Origin of the sequence: Thermocrispum agreste DSM 44070 (assembly GCF_000427905.1) — a bacterium.
GTDB classification, from domain to species: Bacteria; Actinomycetota; Actinomycetes; order Mycobacteriales; family Pseudonocardiaceae; genus Thermocrispum; species Thermocrispum agreste.
Genome location: NZ_KE386603.1, coordinates 153,203 through 169,960 on the forward strand (window position 1 = coordinate 153,203; position 16,758 = coordinate 169,960).

A 16,758-nucleotide genomic window follows, 5' to 3' on the forward strand; every position below is an offset into this window, starting at 1 on the left:
CGGCATGGACGACACCCGGCACTACGGCTTCGAGACCCGGGCAATTCACGCTGGTCAGCGGCCCGATCCCCGCACCGGTGCGGTCATCGTGCCGATCTACGCCACGTCGACCTACGCCCAGGACGGCGTAGGCGGCCTGCGTGAAGGCGGCTACGAGTACTCCCGCACGGCGAATCCCACCCGCACGGCCGCCGAAGAGGCGCTGGCCGCGCTGGAGGACGGCCGGCGATGCGTGATGTTCGCGTCCGGGATGGCTGCCAGCGACGCGGTGCTCCGTGCCGCGCTGCGGCCGGGCGACCACCTGGTGCTGGGCAACGACGCCTATGGCGGCACGTTCCGGCTCATCGACAAGGTACTGACCGAGTGGGGTGTGGAGTACACCGTCGCGGACTTGTCGTCACTGGACGCGGTGCGCGAAGCGGTGCAGTCGCGGACCAAGCTGATCTGGTGCGAGACGCCGTCGAACCCGCTGCTGGGCATCGCGGACATCGCGGGGCTGGCGACGATTGCGCACGAGGCGCAGGCTCAGCTGGTCGTGGACAACACGTTCGCGACCCCGTACCTGCAGCAGCCGCTGGCGCTGGGCGCCGACGTCGTCGTGCACTCCACAACCAAGTACCTGGGTGGGCACTCCGACGTCGTGGGCGGTGCGGTCGTCACGAACTCCGACGACATGGCCGAGCGGCTGTTCTTCCTGCGCAACGCGGCAGGCGCGGTGCCGGGGCCGTTCGACAGCTGGCTGACCATGCGCGGCATGAAGACGCTGGCCTTGCGCATGGAACGGCACTGCGACAACGCCGAGCGGATCGTGGCGATGCTGGCCGACCATCCCGAAGTGACGAAGGTGTACTACCCGGGCCTGCCCGAGCATCCCGGCCACGACGTCGCGGCCAAGCAGATGCGTCGGTTCGGCGGCATGGTGTCGTTCACCGTGCGGGGCGGCGAGCAGCGCGCCCTGCAGGTCGTGGCGGGCACCGAGCTGTTCGTCCTCGCCGAGTCGCTCGGCGGCGTCGAGTCGCTGATCGAACACCCGGGGAAGATGACGCACGCCAGCACGGCCGGGTCGTTGCTGCAGGTGCCCGACGATCTGGTCCGGCTGTCGGTGGGGATCGAGGATCCGCGGGATCTGGAAGTGGATTTGCGGAAAGCGCTGGGCTGAGGATCGCGGCGCTGGTTGTGGCTGCTGCCAGTTCGTGCTGGGCTGAGGATCGCGGCGCCGGTCACGGCTGCTGCCAGTTCGCCGACAGCGTCGGCTTGGCCTGCTCGGGGCCGGGCGCGACGGTCGGCAGCTTCGCCGTGTCGATGCACCCGCCGACCAGCTCGATCTGCTGCTCGTTGTGCACGTACCTGGCTGGCTGACCGCACGTCGCCAGGTCGACGGTGACGAATGCGGCCCCGGTGAGCGCCGCTGCCGACAGCACGGCGACAAGCAGCGACGTCCCGCCGGCCACGCGCGTGGCCCGCGTGGGTGAGGTCCCCCGTGTCATCTCTCGCCCTTAATCTCCCGGGTCGTCGGTCATTCCAGCGTACCCGGTGGCATGATGCAGCTCATATGGACCTTGTGCGCTTGGATCAGATCGAGGCCGCCCGGAAGCTGATCTCCGAGGTGGTGCGGACGACGCCGATGGAGCATGCCCGCGACCTGACGCGGATGCACGGCGGCGACGTGTACCTGAAGTGCGAAAACCTGCAGCGCACCGGGTCGTTCAAGATCCGCGGCGCCTACACCCGCATTCACGGGCTGGCCGCCGAGGAGCGGGCGCGTGGGGTGGTGGCGGCAAGCGCGGGCAACCACGCGCAGGGCGTCGCGCTGGCCGCGTCGTTGCTGGGAACGCGATCGACCGTGTTCATGCCTCAGCGAGCCCCGCTGCCGAAACTCGCGGCGACCAGGGCCTACGGGGCCGACGTGCACCTGCACGGGGAGACCCTGGCGGAGTCGCTGGCGGCGGCGACGGAGTTCGCGGAACGAACCGGCGCGGTGTTCATCCACCCGTTCGACCACCCGGACATCATCGCAGGCCAGGGAACGGTCGGGCTGGAGATCCTGGAGCAGGTGCCCGATGTCGCCACGGTGCTGGTCGCCACCGGTGGCGGTGGGCTGATCGCGGGCATCGCCACGGTGCTCAAGCACTTCAGGCCGCAGGCGCGCGTCGTCGGTGTGCAGGCCGCCGACGCGGCCGCCGTCCTGGCGTCGCTGGAAGCGGGCAAGCCGGTGCAGCTGGACAACCCCAGCACCATTGCCGACGGGATCGCGGTCGGCTCACCGGGACCGGTGACGTTCGCGCACGTCAGCGAGTACGTCGACGACGTGGTGACGGTCAGCGAGCAGGCGCTGGCGCGGGCGGTGCTGCTCTGCCTCGAGCGGCGCAAACTGATCGTCGAGCCCGCGGGCGCGGCCACGGTGGCCGCGCTGCTGGAGCATCAGGGTGTCTTCCAGCCGCCGATCGTGGCGGTGCTGTCCGGCGGCAACGTCGATCCGCTGTTGCTGCTGAACATCATCCGGCGCGGGATGGCCGCGGCCGGACGCTACCTGTCGCTGCGGCTGCGGGTCGCCGACCGGCCGGGGTCGCTGGCGAAGCTGCTCACCCGGGTCGGGGAGCTGGGCGCGAACGTCATCGACGTCGAGCACTCGCGCATCTCCGGGTCGCTGGACATCGGTGACGTGGAGATCGAGCTCAACCTGGAAACGCGGGGTCCGGAGCACTGCCACGAGGTGACCGAGGCTCTGCAGCGCGCCGGGTACACGATCGTCGTCGAGCGCTGAGCGCCGGGCCGTTGCAGGGTGCCGTCATGTCACCGGGCCGACACCCACTACCCCGAGGGGCGGGTGGCCGCGGCGTCGGCGGGCGGTGGCCGGGTGGCGTGGTGCGGGCTCAGCGGCCCAAGGCGTCGGCCAGCTGCTTCTTGGTCATCGTGGACCGGCCCTTGATGTTGCGCTTCTTGGCCTCGTTGTAGAGCTGGTCGCGCGTCGGTCCCTTGGGTCCTTGCCGGTTGCCGGAGCGCTTGCCGCCACGGTGCTGCGGTGAGACGTCCTCGACCGAGGTCCGGCTCTTCTGCCGCGCCTCGCCGGACTGCGCCCGGTTCTTGTTGGCCGTGCGCGCGGCGATTTCCTCCGCCCTGTCCTCACTCGCGCCCTTCTTCTTGGCACCGGACTTGATGTGCTCGTACTGCCGCTCGCGCTTGTCGGACCATGCCTGCTGTGGCATCGGGCACCTCCCTGCGGGGCTTTGCTGGCGGCCTACCCGTCGCCGGATGCGGCGAAACCCGAGGCAGGGGCCGGGTGATGGGGAAGTGCCGAGGTGTCAGGCGGGCTCGGCGGGCAGCACGCGATGTGCCCGCCAGGCGAGCGGCAGGAACGGCACGGCAGGCAGGACGGCCACGGCTACCGCCGGCACCGACAGCCCGTCGGCGAGAACGAAAGCCTGCAGGACGACGGTCAGCAGGCTCAGCCCGGCAGCGGTCGCGAGTGCGGCCCGCTCGGCGCGGGCCATCGGGGAATCCGTGACGCGCAGCCGGTACACCACGCCGCCCAGCAACAGCACCGGGACGAGCAGGCCCGGCCAGGCGGTGCCACCGGCGCCGCCCTGACCGGCCTGGACAGCGATGTGAAACGCCGCCACCGTGATGGCCATGATCACGGCGGCGGCGACGTACCACCAGCGGTAGGCGCGCACGCTGTTACCACTCAGCCGGAGTACGGCACGGCCTTGAGCAGCGTGACCTTCTGCTTGCGGCCGTTGGGGAGTTCGTACTCGCGCGACTCGCCCTCGGATGCCCCCAGCAGCGCCTTGCCGAGGGGCGACTCGGGCGAGTACACCTCGAGGTCGCCGTTGGCGCCCTCCTCGCGGGTGGCCAGCAGGAACTCCTCGACCTCGTCGTCACCTTCGTAGCGAACGGTCAGCACCATGCCCGGCTCGGCAATGCCGTCGTTCGGCGGCGCTTCGCCGACCTTGGCGTTGCGCAGCAGCTCCTGCAGGTGACGGATGCGAGCCTCGGCCTGGCCCTGTTCCTCGCGGGCCGCGTGGTAGCCGCCGTTCTCCCGTAGGTCGCCTTCCTCCCGGGAGGCGTTGATCTTGGCGGCAATGACCGGGCGATTCGCGATCAGCTCATCCAGTTCTTTCTTGAGCCGGTCGTAGGCATCCTGGGTCAGCCAGGTCACCTTGGCGTCGCTCACGGTCACCAACTCCTTGTCATGCGTCCGGTACGTCGCCACGTACCGGGAAACTCCAGCGCCGATGTCACGGCGCACGCATCTTCAATCGACAAACGCTCATAAAGGAAAGACACGGCCCGCCGGGCCGTGCCGTACGCCCGTCATGATAGCACGCTGAGCGGGTACGACGGCCGGTTGCGGCGACGGGATCCGGGCGTCCGGCGCGCGATTCACCCCGTTGGCCGCTCACCTCTTGACAGATATTCGGGAACCGAATATGAGCATCCGAATACGTTTCCGGCGACCGGCCGCCCGACGCTCTTGATCACCGTGCGTAGTGGCCTGCCGTCGTCCCCGGGCGGCACCAGAACCTCCTTGCGGCCACCCTCCTCGCCGGTGGCGTTGCGCACGCGCACGATGCACACGGCAGGCTTGCCGGGGTCGTCCCGCGTGACGCGGAACGTCACCTCCATGGCGTCACCAGGCCGTTCGGAGTAGCCGATGGTCTCCGCGGTGATGGGTTCGCTGCCCAGGTTGACGTACGCCACGTAGGCCACCAGCACGCACGCGACGGCGACCAGCACACCGGCGATCCACCGGCCGGTGGATTGTTTCATCATCGGTGTGCGTTGTCTGCCATAGCGGCCCTCCGGCAGCGGGCGCGCGGTCGGTTCTCCGTTCACGCCGATCCGAACCCCTCCGGGCGGTAGCCGTCGACAGGACAGGACAATGGAGTCCGACCCTACCGGGGGTCGGTTCGACGAGGCAGAGAAGGGGGCGTGGCTTGACCGAGGACAACCACCCCACACGCCCGGGCGGGTTGCGCTTGATGGCGGTGCATGCGCACCCGGACGACGAATCCAGCAAGGGAGCGGCCACGATGGCCCGCTACGTGGCCGAAGGCCACCAGGTGCGGGTGGTCACCTGCACCGGGGGTGAGGCGGGCAGCGTGCTCAACCCGAAGATGGATCGTCCGGAAGTGGTGCAGAACATCGCCGCGATCCGCCGCGAGGAAATGGCCAGGGCAGCGGCCATCCTCGGGATCAGCCACCGTTGGCTGGGCTTCGTCGACTCCGGGTTGCCGGAAGGCGACCCGCCGCCCCCGCTGCCGGAAGGGTGCTTCGCGCTGGTGCCGGTGGAGGAGGCCGCCGAGCGGCTGGTGCGCGAGATCCGCGAGTTCAAGCCGCACGTGATCGTCACCTACGACGAGAACGGCGGCTACCCGCACCCGGACCACATCCGCACCCACGAGGTGTCGATGGAGGCGTGGCAGGCCGCGCCCGACCCGAACCGGTTCCCGGACGCCGGTGAGCCGTGGCAGCCGTTGAAGCTCTACTACTCGCACGGGTTCTCCCGCTCCAAGATCGTGACGTTCCACGAGGCGTTGCTGGAGCGCGGCATGGAATCGCCGTACCAGGAGTGGCTCGAGCGATGGGATCCGGACCGGCCGGACGTGATCGAACGGGTCACCACGCGGGTCGAGTGCGCGGACTACTTCAAGGTGCGCGACGAGGCGCTGAAGGCGCACGCCACGCAGATCGACCCGGATTCCCGCTGGTTCGCGGTGCCGGTCGAGCTGGAGCGGGAGCTGTGGCCGACCGAGGAGTACGAGCTGGTGCACTCCCTGGTCGACACGACCTTGCCGGAGGACGACCTGTTCGCCGGCATTCCGAAGGAGACCACATGACGTTGGTGTCGCCCCCGGCGACCGGGGCCGCCGTCACGGCCGCGTTGGTGCTGGCGCAGCAGCCGGGCACCAACGACACGCCCGGCAAGGAGGAGTTCGGCAAGTCCTCCCCGCTGGGTCTGGTCGTGCTGTTGCTGTTCCTGATCGCGGTGGCGCTGCTGGTGCGGTCGATGACCAAGCACCTGAAGCGGATCCCGGAAAGCTTCGACGAGCCAGGCGAGCAGGACACCGGGCGTGACCAGGACGGCTCCTCGGCGGGCGAGCAGGCGAAGGCGACGGACGAACCGACGCCTGACCCGGCGGACCAGAAACCCGAGTCGTCGACAGCGGAACAGACCGGCGCAGCGAGACGCGACGATCCAGGCGGGCCAAGCGCACCATGACAGTGACTATCCGGAGGGCCGTCGCCGACGACGTCCCGGAAATCGTGGCACTGCTGGCCGACGACTCGCTCGGCGCCAAGCGTGAGTCGCCGGACGACCTGACGCCGTACCAGGTTGCTTTCAAGGCCGTCGACGCCGACCCGAACCAGCTGCTGGTGGTCGTCGAGCACGAAGGCGCGGTGGTGGGCACCGCGCAGCTCAGCTACATACCGGGGCTGTCCCGCCGCGGGGCGCTGCGCGCGCAGATCGAGGGTCGATCACGGTTGCCACGCTGGCCGCGCTGGCCGCGGGGCGCTGCGCGCGCAGATCGAGGGTGTGCGGGTGCGCAGCGACCAGCGCGGCACCGGTCTCGGTGAGCGCATGATGAGGTGGTTGATCGACACCGCACGGGAACGGGGCGCGGACGTCGTGCAGCTGACTTCCGACGTGACCAGGGAAGGCGCGCACCGGTTCTACCAGCGGCTCGGCTTCCAACCCACCCATGTGGGCTTCAAGATGGCGTTGTGACCGGACGAGCAGGCACGCTCACTCCTTGATACGCGACGGCGGTCCGGCGGCGGAGTCTGCCAGGCTGGGGGTATGACGAATCGGCTTGCCGACGCCTCCAGCCCGTATCTGCGCCAGCACGCGGACAACCCGGTCGATTGGTGGCCGTGGTGCCCGGAAGCGCTGGCCGAGGCGAAGCGCCGGGACGTGCCGATCCTGCTGTCGGTCGGCTATGCCGCGTGCCACTGGTGCCACGTGATGGCCCACGAGTCGTTCTCCGACGAGCGGCTGGCCAAGGTGATGAACGCGAACTTCGTGAACATCAAGGTCGACCGGGAGGAACGGCCGGACATCGACGCGGTCTACATGACCGCCACCCAGGCCATGACCGGGCACGGCGGCTGGCCGATGACCTGCTTCCTGACGCCGGACGGCGAACCGTTCCACTGCGGAACGTACTACCCGCCGGAGCCGTTCGGCCGCCTGCTGGAAGCGGTGGCCGCGACGTGGCGGGAACGGCGTGCCGAGGTGATCGAGGCGGGCAAGCAGGTCGTCCGGCACATCGAGCAGCGCACCGGCCCGCTGCGCGCCGCCCCGGTCGACGCGGACGCGCTGGTGGCCGCCGCCGATCGGCTGGCCGAGGACGAGGACGTCCGGCACGGCGGATTCGGTGACGCGCCGAAGTTCCCGCCCTCGATGGTGCTGGAGTTCCTGCTCCGTCGGTACGAGAACGGCGGTGGGCGGCAGCCGCTGGACGTCGCGGCTCGCTGCGCGGAGGCGATGGCCCGCGGCGGCATCTACGATCAGCTCGCGGGCGGGTTCGCGCGCTACTCGGTCGACGCGGCCTGGGTCGTGCCGCACTTCGAGAAGATGCTTTACGACAACGCCCTGCTGCTGCGGGCGTACGCCCACCTGGCTCGGCTGGTTCCCGGCGAAGCCGTCGGTGCCCTCGCTCGCCGGGTGACCGAGGAAACGGCGCAGTTCCTGCTCACCGACCTGCGCACCGCCGAAGGCGCATTCGCCGCGTCGCTGGATGCCGACACCGAGGGTGAGGAGGGCAAGACCTACGTCTGGACGCCGGCTCAGCTGGTGGAGGTGCTGGGGCAGGAGGACGGCGCGTGGGCGGCCGAACTGTTCGGTGTGACGGCGGAGGGGACGTTCGAGCGTGGCACGTCGACCTTGCGGTTGCTGAAGGATCCGGACGATCCGGAACGCTGGCGGCGGGTGCGCGCGGACTTGCTGGCCGCCCGGCGCGCGCGTCCTCAACCGGCACGGGACGACAAGGTGCTGGCCGAATGGAACGGCTTGGCGATCACCGCGCTGGCAGAGGCGGGCAGGGCGTTCGGCAGGCCGGAGTGGATCGGCGCGGCGGAAGCAGCCGCCGAGTTCGTGCTCGGCGAGCACGTGGTCGACGGCAGATTGCGCAGAAGTTCCCGCGCCGGGGTGGTCGGCGACGCCGCCGGAGTACTCGCGGATTACGGATGCTTCGCTCATGGGCTGCTGGCGCTGCATCAGGCAACCGGTGACGGGAAGTGGCTGTCCGCGGCGACCGATCTGCTCGACACCGCGGTGGACCGGTTCGCCGACGCCCAGCACCCTGGCGCGTACTTCGACACCGCCGAGGATGCCGAGGCCCTGGTCCAGCGGCCGGCCGATCCGACGGACAACGCCAGCCCGAGCGGGGCGTCGGCGCTGGCCGAAGCGCTGCTTGCGGCGTCCGTGCTGGTCGGCGGCACGAAGGCGAGCGAGTACCGGCGGCGGGCCGACGAGGCGCTGGAGCGCGTCGGGATGCTGCTGACCCACCAGCCACGGTTCGCCGGTCACTGGCTGACGGTCGCCGAGGCGGCACAGGCGGGCCCGGTCCAGGTCGCCGTCGTCGGCGAGGATGCGGACGACCGGACGGAGCTGGAGTCCGCGGCGGTGGCCGCGGTCCCCGGCGGGGCAGTGGTGGTCTCCGGCCAACCGGATGCGCCGGGTGTTCCGCTGCTCGCGGGCCGGCCGTTGGTGTCGGGAAGCTCTGCTGCTTACGTCTGCCGGGGCTACGTGTGCGACCGGCCCACGACCGACGCCGCTGAGCTGACCACGGCCTTGACCGGTGCCCGGCTCGCCTAGCCGGCCGTGCGCATGCGGCCGGCTCGCCGTCGAGCCAGGAACAGAAGCGGCGGAGCAGGACCACCACGTCGGTGCCTGAATGCGCGTCTCGGCGCCCGGCTGGTCGAGCCGCGGCGCGCTGCGGATTTCGCTGGCGGGGATGCGTTCTCGGCTCGCGGGTGAGGGTGGTTTCCGCTCGCGTGGGTGCGTCCTCGGCTTGCGCGCGGGTGCTCTAGCAACCGCAGCGCGGTGCTTTTGTGTGCGTTGGCCGCCTCGGCTTGCGCGGGCGCTGCCTACTCGCGTGGATGTGCTCGCCGCTGGCGTGGCCGGGCTTCTCACCCACGTGGCCGGTTCCCTGCTCGCGCGGACGAGCCATTACTCCACGTACCAGGACTCGGCCGTGGCAGACCGGGCTCCTCGCTCGCGTGGACGAGCCCTCGCTCGTGTGGGCAGGCTCCCCGCTTGCCTGGGCGAGTCCCTCGCGTGGCCGGGCGTCTCACCCGCGTGGCCGGGCTCCCTGCTCGCGCGGACGAGCCTCTGCTTGCGTGGACGGGACCCCCGCTCGTGTGGACGCGCTCTCCGTCTGCTCGATGTCAGCCGAATTCAGCTGCCGGTGAACGCGGCCGCCGCGCCTTCCCGTCGGAGCGTAACTTTGCTACTACTGTAATTCTGTAATCAGGAGTGGCAATGTATCGGCACTTCACGGGAGAGCGGTTCATGGGGCACGGGTGGAAAGCGCGTGGCCGTGGTGGCTGGCACCAGGCGGAAGTGCCGCCGGCCGACGATGCGGCGGCCTGGTTCGCCGGGCGCCTGCCGGACGACTGGTTCACCGGCCCGCCCGAGGTCAGCGTCGACCGCGAGGAAATCATCGTGATCGGCGAGCTTCCCCCGCTGGAGGAAGAGTTCACCGACGACGCCGACCGTGCCGCCGCCGTCGCGGGCCGCATCGCCCGCTTCCGCGAGCAGACGCGGGAGACGCGCATGCAGATCGCCCGTCAGGCGGAACACCGGTACCAGCGCAAAGTGGCCTGGGGTGTGCGACTGGGCGACGCCCGGGAGGTCTTCACGACGCTGTCGGTTCCGGTCATGACGCGGCTGCGTCAGCCGGAGCGCAAGGTGCTGGACACGCTGGTCGACGCCGGGGTGGCGCGGTCTCGTTCCGAGGCGCTGGCCTGGTGCGTGCGCCTGGTCGGTGAGCACGCCGAGGAGTGGCTGGACGAGTTGCGCCGGGCCATGCAGGCGGTGGACGACCTGCGTGCGCGCGGCCCGCAGCTGTAAGCCGGCTACCCCGCGTAGGAGTACACGCAGAACCAGATCGCGATCATGTGGCACAGCGCCGCCGCGGTCACGAACGCGTGGAACATCTCGTGGTAGCCGAAGACCTTCGGCCACAGAGTGGGTTTCTTCATCGCGTACATCAGCGCGCCGGTGGTGTAGAGAACTCCACCGGCCAGCAGCAGCACCAGCGCGGCGATGCCCACCGACTCGGCCAGCTCCGGCAGCACGAAGACGGCCACCCAGCCCACCACGTTGTAGGCGATCACGCCCAGCCAGCGCGGCGCGTCGGGCCAGAACAGCTTGAGCATCACGCCCGCGAGCGCGCCCGTCCACACCACCGCCAGCACGATCCAGCCGGTCGGTTGCGGCATGGCCAGCAGCGTGAACGGGGTGTAGGTGCCCGCGATGAACAGGAAGATCATCGAGTGGTCGAGCCGCTTCATCCACATGTAGACGCGGTAGCTCACCCAGATCCGCCGGTGGTACAAGGCGCTGACACCGAACATGCCCAGCACCGTCGCCACGTACACCGAGCATGTCAGCGCGGCGAACCCGGAGACCTGGGCGGCGGACAGCGAGATGAGCGCGGTCCCGGCCACCAGGGTGGCCAGGAACGACCAGTAGTGGATGTGCCCCCGCAGGCGCGGGCGCTGGGCAGCGGCCTGCACATGCGGCGGAGGCAGCTCTTCGGCGTCGTTCCTGCGCGGAGAGGTAACGCTCACGCGGCGGCCTTCCTGGTCTTCCCGGCTGCTGGAGATTTCAGGCTACGGCACCGTAGGTTGCCCGCGCATCCGCAGCCCGGCCCGGACCACCCACGTGGACTAGGCGCCGCCGTCGCCAGGTGCGCGGACGGCCGCGGCGCGGACAGCAGTAGAGTTCCCCTGTGAGTCTGCGGTCATGGGCGTCGAAGATCATCTACGGCCTGTACGAGAAGCGGCTGATCCAGCAGACCGCCGGCAAGCGGCCGCGGCACGTGGCCATCATGCTGGACGGCAATCGCCGCTGGGCCAGGGAAGCAGGCTTCACCAACGTCAGCCAAGGTCACCGGGCGGGCGCCCGCAAGATCGCCGACTTCCTCGGCTGGTGCCGGGAGATGAGCATCGAGTACGTCACGCTGTGGCTGCTGTCCACCGACAACCTGAAGCGGTCGCCGGAAGAGGTCGAGTCGCTGCTGGAAATCATCGGCGACGTGGTCGACGACCTGGCCGAACCGCAGCACCCGTGGACGCTGCGCATCATGGGCGCGCTCGAGGTGCTGCCGGAGGACTTCACCAAGCGGCTCACCGCGGCGGCCGAGCGCACCCAGGGACGCAACGGCATGGTGGTCAACGTGGCGGTCGGCTACGGCGGCCGCCAGGAGATCGCCGACGCGGTGCGCAAGATGCTGCTACAGCACGCCAGCGAGGGCACGTCGATCACCGAGCTGGCCAAGATGCTCGACGTCGACCACATCTCCGAGCACCTGTACACCTCCGGCCAGCCCGACCCGGACCTCATCATCCGCACCTCCGGCGAACAGCGGCTGTCCGGCTTCCTGCTGTGGCAATCGGCCCATTCGGAGTTCTGGTTCACCGAGACGTACTGGCCGGCCTTCCGGCGCGTGGACTTCTTGCGTGCGTTGCGTGAATTCTCCTGGCGGCAACGCCGGTTCGGCGCGTGAGTCAACCGCCGATCGGGTCAGCAGCCCGACGGAACGTGACGTCAAATGTTGGTGAATCACCTGTGTGGCAGCCTGCGCGTTGTCGGTACGGCGCGGTAGCTTGCCAGTGACGGCCCGGACGAAGGCACGGGTCGTCCCGGGAGGCCCTGGGACGTGACTACAGTCAGCCGAGCGGTTCGATCGCTCACCCGACTCACGCGAGGGCCGGCACCCGGCCTTCGTGCTGACGCCGCCTGACTCGGGCGGCGGGTGGCCACGGACGGCGGGGTGCCCGGCCGACGCGCGACAGCAGGGCGCGGGTGCCGCGCCCTCGAGGGAGAAGCCGTGACTGTGCAGCGTTCGTCCCGCAAGGCCGCGACGGAGGTTCCGCTATCCGGCGCCAGTGCCGCCCGGATCGGGCATTCCCCGGACGCCGCGCCCCCGACATCAGCTCGCCGGACATTCGTGCTGGACACGTCGGTGCTGCTGTCCGACCCGTGGGCGCTGACCCGGTTCGCCGAGCACGCGGTCGTGCTCCCGTTGGTGGTCATCAGCGAACTGGAGGGCAAGCGGCACCACCCCGAGCTCGGGTGGTTCGCCCGTGAAGCACTGCGCTTGCTGGACGACCTGCGCAGGCAGCACGGCAGGCTCGATGCCCCGGTGCCGATCGGCGAGGACGGCGGTACGGTCCAGGTGGAGCTGAACCACTCCGACCCCGGGGTGCTGCCTGCCGGCTTCCGCACCGACTCCAACGACCATCGGATCCTGGCCTGCGCGTTGAACCTGAGCGCGGAGCGGGAGCACGTCACGCTGGTGACCAAGGACATCCCGCTGCGGGTGAAGGCAGGCGCGGTCGGCCTGCGCGCCGACGAGTACCGGGCCCACGATGTGGTGCCGTCCGGCTGGACGGGCATGCAGGACGTGGAAGTCCCGCAGGAGTCGTTGGACGCCCTTTACAAGAACGGCGTGGTCGATCCGGCCGACTTCGGGCTCACCGGCCTCGGTGACCTGCCGTGCCACACCGGGCTGCGGCTGCTGTCCGGCTCGTCGTCGGCCTTGGGCCGGATCACCGAGGACAAGCGGGTGCAGCTGGTCCGCGGCGACCGGGAGGCGTTCGGGTTGCACGGCCGGTCCGCCGAGCAGCGCATCGCGCTCGACCTGCTGCTCGACCCGGACGTGGGCATCGTGTCGCTGGGCGGCCGGGCGGGCACCGGCAAGTCCGCGTTGGCGCTGTGCGCCGGCCTGGAAGCGGTGATGGAACGCAGGCAACACCGCAAGGTCGTGGTGTTCCGCCCGGTGTACGCCGTCGGCGGCCAGGACCTCGGCTATCTGCCCGGCACCGAGAACGAGAAGATGCAGCCGTGGGCGCAGGCGGTGTTCGACACGCTCGGTGCGCTGATCTCGCAGGACGTGCTGGACGAGGTCCTCGACCGGGAAATGCTCGAGGTCCTGCCGCTCACCCACATCCGGGGGCGTTCGCTGCACGACTCGTTCGTCATCGTTGACGAAGCGCAGTCGCTGGAGCGCAACGTGCTCCTGACCGTGTTGTCGCGGCTGGGCAGCGGGTCACGGGTGGTGCTCACCCACGACGTCGCCCAGCGGGACAACTTGCGCGTCGGCCGCTACGACGGGGTGTCCGCGGTCATCGAAAAGCTCAAGGGACATCCGCTGTTCGCGCACATCACGCTGACCCGCTCGGAGCGTTCGCCGATCGCCGCACTGGTCACCGAGATGCTGGAGGACTACGGCATGTGATCGCCAAGCCGGGCGCCTGCCCGGGGTCCGGTGGCACATCCGGCTGCCGGTCCCGGGCATGGCGTGGCGCTCACGATGCCGGTACTCGTTCGCCCAGATGATCCGGCTGCGGGCCCCGGGCACTGGCGTGGCGCTCACGCTGCGGGCGCGGGACGTCACCAGCCGCTGGGCAGCGGCCGCCCCTCGTTGAACCCGGCGGCGGACTGCACGCCGACGACCGCCCGCCGGTGGAACTCCTCCAGGTTCGCCGCACCGGTGTAGGTGCACGCCGACCGCACGCCCGCGCAGATCGCGTCCAGCAGGTCCTCCACGCTCGGCCGGGCCGGGTCCAGCGCCATCCGCGACGACGAGATGCCTTCCTCGAACAGCGCCTTGCGGGCCTTCTCGTAGGGGTTTTCGGAGCGGGTGCGGGCCTCCACCGCGCGCTTGGACGCCATGCCGAACGACTCCTTGTACGGCCGCCCGTGCTCGTCGTAGTGCAGGTCGCCGGGGGATTCGTAGGTGCCGGCGAACCACGAGCCGATCATCACCGCGGAGGCGCCCGCTGCGAGCGCCAACGCGACGTCCCGCGGGTGCCGGATGCCGCCGTCGGCCCATACGTGCTTGCCTAGCGCCCGCGCGGCCGCGGCGGTCTCCACCACGGCGGAGAACTGCGGCCTGCCCACACCGGTCGCCATCCGCGTCGTGCACATCGCACCGGGTCCGACGCCGACTTTGACGATGTCGGCTCCGGCCTCGATCAAGTCTCGGGTGCCTTCCGCGGTCACCACATTGCCTGCCACGACAGGAACCTGCGGGTCGAGCGATCGCACGGCGCGCAGCGCTTTGATCATCTTCTCCTGGTGGCCGTGCGCGGTGTCCACGACGAGCACGTCGATCTCGGCGTCGAGCAGGGCCTTGGCCTTCGCCGCGACATCGCCGTTCACTCCGATCGCCGCCGCGACGCGCAAGCGCCCGGCCGCATCCACCGCGGGACGGTAGATAGACGCGCGCAGCGCCCCGACCCGGGTGAGCACCCCGGCCAGGCGTCCGTCGTCGTCCAACCCGAGGGCGAGCTGTTCGCCGTGCGCATGCAGCTCGTCGAACACCTCACGGGCCGGTGTCGTCATCGGCAGCTGCACCTGCGCTTGCTGCGCGATGTCTCCGAGCCGGGTGAACCGGTCCACCCCGGAGCACGCCCGCTCCGGCACGATGCCCGTCGGGCGGCCGTCAGCATCCACCACCACGACCGCTCCGTGCGCGCGCTTGCCCATGAGGTTGACCGCGTCCACCACGGCGTCGTCCGGGGCCAGGGTCAGTGGGGTGTCCCACGTGGTGTCGCGCTGCTTGACCCAGGACACGATGTCGGCGACCGCGTGCGGGTCGACGTCCTGTGGCAACACCACCAGGCCACCGCGCCTGGCCACCGTCTCGGCCATGCGGCGCCCAGCCACCGCGGTCATGTTGGCCACCACGATCGGGATCGTGGTGCCGGTGCCGTCGACGGTGGCCAGGTCGACGTCGAAGCGCGACTCCACCGACGAGGCCGTCGGCACCAGGAATGCGTCGTCGTAAGTCAGGTCGTACTGTGGTTCACGCCCGTTGAGGTACTGCACGAGACCACGCTACGGGTCAGCGCAGCATTGCGCGAACAGTGTCGATGGTGTCGGCCTCGGCGGGGGTCTTGTCCGGGCGGTAGCGGACCACCCGCGCGAACCGCAACGCGACCCCGCCCGGGTACCTGGTCGACCGCTGCACTCCGTCCAGCGCGATCTCCACGACCAGCGCGGGTCGCATCCGCACCAGCCAGTCCGTCGACTCCACCGCGTACCGCGGGAACACCTCGGTCTGCCAGCGCAGCAGCTCGTCCGTGAGTCCCTTGAACGTCTTGCCGACCATGATCGGCGGTCCGCCGTCCGGATCCCGCGCGCCCAGGTGCAGGTTCGACAGGTAGCCGGTGCGCCGTCCGTGCCCCCACTCGGCGCCCAGCACCACCAGGTCCAGCGTGTGCACCGGCTTGACCTTCAGCCACGCCTTGCCGCGTCTGCCCGCGGCATAGGCGGAGTCGAGGTTCTTCACCACCACGCCCTCGTGCCCGTCGGTCAACGCCGACGAGAGCACCTGGTCCGGATCGTCCGGCCCGACCTCGCCCGGGATCACGTGCTCGTCGGCGACCGAGTGCAGCGCTTCCCGCCGCTCGTGCAGCGGTGCATCCAGCAGGTCCACGCCGTCCACGTGCAGGCAGTCGAAGAAGTACGGCCGCAGCAGCAGGGCACGCACTTGCTCCTCGCTGGTGGCACCGAACCGTGCCTGTGTCTCCTGGAAGGGGCGCGGACGGCCGTCGTCGGTCAGTGCAAGCGTCTCGCCGTCGAGCACGACCGAACGGCACGGCAACGCGCGCACCAGCTCGGCCAGCTCGCCGACGTGCGGGGTGATCTCCCGCAGCGTGCGGGTCCAGATCCGCACCCGCCCGTCGTACTTGTGCACCTGGATCCGGGCACCGTCCAGCTTGTACTCCACCACGGAGCGGTCGTGGACCTCCATCGCCTCGGACAGCGACCCGGCCGGGGATGCCAGCATCGGCCGCACCGGGCGGCCCAGCTCCAACCGGAACGAATCCAGCGCGGCCGGATCACCCGAGAGGGCCGCCGCCGCGGTCTCCGGCAGGCGGCCGCTGAGCATGAACGCTCGGCGTACCGACTCGGCGGGCGCGCCCGAAGCGGCCGCGATGCCGTCCAGCATCACCCCCTCCAGCGCGCCCTGGCGCAGTTCGCCCAGGATCAGCTGCACCAGGAACCGCTGCTCGGCCTCGGTCGCCCGACGGAAGAGCTGCTGCAGCACGGTCAGCCGTGCGGTGGTGGAGCCGGGGCCCGGCGGGGTCTCGGCGATCGCGGTCAGTGCCTGATCGACCTCGGTGACGGTCAGCTGCGGCTCGGCGGTCGGTTCGGCCTCCAGCGCGGACAGGGTGCGCCAGCCGACGCCCAGCCTGCCCTGGGTGAGCTGGCCGGACAAGAACGCGACCACCGCCGCGCGCTCGCCCGGCCCGGCCTGGCGCAGCAGCGCGGCCAGCTCGGCGACCTTCGCTTTGCGCGAACGAGTGGCGGCGACGGCTTCGGAGGCCGCGACGACGGTGGTCAGCAGCATGTGTCCATCATGCCGCCGGACCACGACGAATTCGCTGGTTGCGGATGCCCGGCCGGCGTCAGCCGGGAGCGGTCGCCCAGCCGACGCGCCCGGTCCGGTGCCGCTCCAGGGCTGTCGCGGCTGGTTGCGCTCGTGGTTTGTGAGCCGGTGGTTCTGGCGAGTT

At 70.3% G+C, this 16,758-nt stretch carries 17 protein-coding genes; 9 read left to right on the forward strand and 8 right to left on the reverse strand.

The window, feature by feature from the left end:
• Positions 1-4 precede the first annotated feature (4 nt).
• Positions 5-1,159 carry a cystathionine gamma-synthase gene (locus YWY_RS0110900; RefSeq protein WP_028847624.1) on the forward strand — a complete coding sequence of 385 codons (1,155 nt, stop codon included), beginning with the start codon at positions 5-7 and terminating at the stop codon, positions 1,157-1,159.
• Positions 1,160-1,220: 61 nt separating this feature from the next.
• Here YWY_RS0110900 and YWY_RS0110905 read toward each other — a convergent pair whose 3' ends face one another.
• Positions 1,221-1,487, reverse strand: coding sequence for a hypothetical protein (locus YWY_RS0110905; protein ID WP_028847625.1), 267 nt, complete (start codon positions 1,485-1,487; stop codon positions 1,221-1,223).
• Between the two features lie 65 nt (positions 1,488-1,552).
• Between YWY_RS0110905 and ilvA the strand changes: the two genes are divergently transcribed.
• Positions 1,553-2,764: a threonine ammonia-lyase gene (gene ilvA / locus YWY_RS0110910; RefSeq protein WP_028847626.1), complete on the forward strand. Its 1,212-nt coding sequence runs from the start codon at positions 1,553-1,555 to the stop codon at positions 2,762-2,764.
• A 109-nt stretch (positions 2,765-2,873) separates the two neighbouring features.
• Here ilvA and YWY_RS0110915 read toward each other — a convergent pair whose 3' ends face one another.
• The 4 genes from YWY_RS0110915 to YWY_RS0110930 form a co-directional block, all read right to left on the reverse strand.
• A complete protein-coding gene (locus YWY_RS0110915) occupies positions 2,874-3,206 on the reverse strand; it encodes a hypothetical protein (RefSeq protein WP_028847627.1) in 333 nt (110 codons plus the stop codon).
• 96 nt (positions 3,207-3,302) lie between these two features.
• Positions 3,303-3,674 (reverse strand): hypothetical protein, encoded by a 372-nt coding sequence (locus YWY_RS0110920; protein WP_028847628.1) that lies wholly within the window; start codon positions 3,672-3,674, stop codon positions 3,303-3,305.
• Positions 3,675-3,685: 11 nt separating this feature from the next.
• Positions 3,686-4,183, reverse strand: a complete 498-nt coding sequence (gene greA, locus YWY_RS0110925) for a transcription elongation factor GreA (RefSeq protein ID WP_028847629.1) — start codon at positions 4,181-4,183, stop codon at positions 3,686-3,688.
• Positions 4,184-4,383: 200 nt separating this feature from the next.
• A complete protein-coding gene (locus YWY_RS0110930) occupies positions 4,384-4,773 on the reverse strand; it encodes a DUF4307 domain-containing protein (RefSeq protein ID WP_084609272.1) in 390 nt (129 codons plus the stop codon).
• A gap of 209 nt (positions 4,774-4,982) precedes the next feature.
• Between YWY_RS0110930 and mca the strand changes: the two genes are divergently transcribed.
• From mca to YWY_RS0110955, 5 genes are all read left to right on the forward strand, one after another.
• Positions 4,983-5,840 carry a mycothiol conjugate amidase Mca gene (gene mca, locus YWY_RS0110935; RefSeq protein WP_051310248.1) on the forward strand — a complete coding sequence of 286 codons (858 nt, stop codon included), beginning with the start codon at positions 4,983-4,985 and terminating at the stop codon, positions 5,838-5,840.
• A complete protein-coding gene (locus YWY_RS23270; RefSeq protein ID WP_051310153.1) occupies positions 5,837-6,223 on the forward strand; it encodes a hypothetical protein in 387 nt (128 codons plus the stop codon). Before mca ends, YWY_RS23270 begins: the two co-directional genes overlap by 4 nt.
• Positions 6,224-6,337: 114 nt before the next feature.
• Positions 6,338-6,730 carry a GNAT family N-acetyltransferase gene (locus YWY_RS21505; RefSeq protein WP_425426126.1) on the forward strand — a complete coding sequence of 131 codons (393 nt, stop codon included), beginning with the start codon at positions 6,338-6,340 and terminating at the stop codon, positions 6,728-6,730.
• A gap of 72 nt (positions 6,731-6,802) precedes the next feature.
• Positions 6,803-8,821 carry a thioredoxin domain-containing protein gene (locus YWY_RS0110950; RefSeq protein WP_028847631.1) on the forward strand — a complete coding sequence of 673 codons (2,019 nt, stop codon included), beginning with the start codon at positions 6,803-6,805 and terminating at the stop codon, positions 8,819-8,821.
• A gap of 696 nt (positions 8,822-9,517) precedes the next feature.
• Positions 9,518-10,078, forward strand: coding sequence for a hypothetical protein (locus tag YWY_RS0110955; protein ID WP_028847632.1), 561 nt, complete (start codon positions 9,518-9,520; stop codon positions 10,076-10,078).
• Between the two features lie 5 nt (positions 10,079-10,083).
• Here the strand turns inward: YWY_RS0110955 and trhA are convergent, their stop codons facing one another.
• Positions 10,084-10,800, reverse strand: coding sequence for a PAQR family membrane homeostasis protein TrhA (trhA, locus tag YWY_RS0110960; protein WP_038045009.1), 717 nt, complete (start codon positions 10,798-10,800; stop codon positions 10,084-10,086).
• Between the two features lie 161 nt (positions 10,801-10,961).
• On the opposite strand from trhA, the gene YWY_RS0110965 reads away from it, so the two are divergent.
• Entirely contained in the window at positions 10,962-11,738 is a 777-nt protein-coding gene (locus tag YWY_RS0110965) for an isoprenyl transferase (protein ID WP_028847634.1), read from the forward strand.
• 444 nt (positions 11,739-12,182) lie between these two features.
• Positions 12,183-13,472 (forward strand): RNA 5'-3' helicase PhoH2, encoded by a 1,290-nt coding sequence (gene phoH2 / locus YWY_RS0110970; RefSeq protein WP_028847635.1) that lies wholly within the window; start codon positions 12,183-12,185, stop codon positions 13,470-13,472.
• 155 nt (positions 13,473-13,627) lie between these two features.
• Here phoH2 and YWY_RS0110975 read toward each other — a convergent pair whose 3' ends face one another.
• Together YWY_RS0110975 and YWY_RS0110980 are read right to left on the reverse strand one after the other, a co-directional pair.
• Positions 13,628-15,067 carry a GuaB1 family IMP dehydrogenase-related protein gene (locus YWY_RS0110975; protein WP_028847636.1) on the reverse strand — a complete coding sequence of 480 codons (1,440 nt, stop codon included), beginning with the start codon at positions 15,065-15,067 and terminating at the stop codon, positions 13,628-13,630.
• Between the two features lie 16 nt (positions 15,068-15,083).
• Positions 15,084-16,595 carry an ATP-dependent DNA ligase gene (locus YWY_RS0110980; RefSeq protein ID WP_028847637.1) on the reverse strand — a complete coding sequence of 504 codons (1,512 nt, stop codon included), beginning with the start codon at positions 16,593-16,595 and terminating at the stop codon, positions 15,084-15,086.
• Positions 16,596-16,758 lie beyond the last annotated feature (163 nt).